Here is a 1,562-nt window from a genome sequence, read left to right as displayed (position 1 = left end):
ATCGCCATAGGCGGACGAAGCCACGGCTTCGGTGGTGTGCTTATGCCCGATCATTATCCATGCGGAACCGCTCGACCAGTGAGCTGTTACGCACTCTTTAAATGAATGGCTGCTTCCAAGCCAACATCCTGGCTGTCTATGCAGTTCCACCGCGTTTTGTCAACTTAGCACACACTTGGGGACCTTAGCCGGTGGTCCGGGTTGTTTCCCTCTCGGACATGGACCTTAGCACCCATGCCCTCACTGCGCAAAAACATTTTATAGCATTCGGAGTTTGTCAGGAATTGGTAGGCGGTGAAGCCCCCGCATCCAATCAGTAGCTCTACCTCTATAAAACTATTTGCACGCTGCACCTAAATGCATTTCGGGGAGTACGAGCTATTTCCGAGTTTGATTGGCCTTTCACCCCTACCCACAGGTCATCCCAAGACTTTTCAACGTCAACGGGTTCGGTCCTCCACTATGTGTTACCACAGCTTCAACCTGCCCATGGGTAGATCACACGGTTTCGCGTCTACTACTACCAACTGATGCGCCCTGTTCAGACTCGCTTTCGCTGCGGCTCCGTCCCTTAAGGACTTAACCTTGCTGGTAAAAGTAACTCGTAGGCTCATTATGCAAAAGGCACGCCGTCATTCGCCATAGGCGAACTCCGACCGCTTGTAGGCGTATGGTTTCAGGATCTTTTTCACTCCCTTGTTCAGGGTTCTTTTCACCTTTCCCTCACGGTACTTGTTCACTATCGGTCTCCCAGGAGTATTTAGCCTTGGCGGATGGTCCCGCCGGTTTCACACAGGGTTTCACGTGCCCCGCGCTACTCAGGATACCACTATCGATAACGCTCCTTGCCTGTACAGGGCTATCACCTTCTACGGCCCGTCTTTCCAAACGGTTCCAGTTCGTTGCGCATCGAAGATCGTGGTCCTACAACCCCGATGTTGCCGAAACAACATCGGTTTGGGCTGTTCCGATTTCGCTCGCCGCTACTATCGGAATCACTCTTGTTTTCTCCTCCTCCGGCTAATTAGATGTTTCAGTTCGCCGGGTTTGCTTCCCGCTAAAAGCGGGATGACATGCCTTCAACATGCCGGGTTGCCCCATTCGGATACCTGCGGATCATATCGTGTGTGCCGATCCCCGCAGCTTTTCGCAGCTTATCGCGTCCTTCTTCGCCTCTGGGAGCCTAGGCATTCCCCATACGCCCTTTTCCAGCTTGTCGCCAGACCTTGTATTCTATTCTATTCGTACTCTACTTTCGTATTCTTACGAGCCGTACGGTATCAACCGTACGCGCTCTGTCCCAATATGTCAATGAACTTGTGGCAGGTGCCCCTCGCAACGATCTGTAAAGATCGCCACCGGATGCACCCTGTGCCATGTGGAGAATATCGGAGTCGAACCGATGACCTCCTGCGTGCAAGGCAGGCGCTCTAGCCAGCTGAGCTAATCCCCCAAAAAAATGCGCCGACACAGGCCTGTTGGCCATAAACGTGCCCGAACTTTGGGCGATGGTCGCACAACTTCCAGAATTTCCATTCCTATAGATCCGGAAACATGCCACA

At 52.7% G+C, this 1,562-nt stretch carries 1 tRNA gene and 1 rRNA gene (1 of these 2 cut by a window edge); both read right to left on the bottom strand.

What is annotated here, in order from left to right:
- A 23S ribosomal RNA gene (locus ACEQ81_RS18585) occupies positions 1 to 1,220 on the bottom strand (it extends 1,733 nt beyond the left edge of the window).
- Between the two features lie 159 nt (positions 1,221 to 1,379).
- Positions 1,380 to 1,453, bottom strand: a tRNA-Ala gene (locus ACEQ81_RS18580).
- Between the last annotated feature and the right edge of the window lie 109 nt (positions 1,454 to 1,562).

The organism is Spongiimicrobium sp. 3-5, assembly GCF_046557915.1.
In the GTDB taxonomy this organism is placed as follows: domain Bacteria; phylum Bacteroidota; class Bacteroidia; order Flavobacteriales; family Flavobacteriaceae; genus JBHEBG01.
Note: the sequence above shows the minus strand (reverse complement) of the source record. Positions and strands in the feature narration are given on the sequence as shown.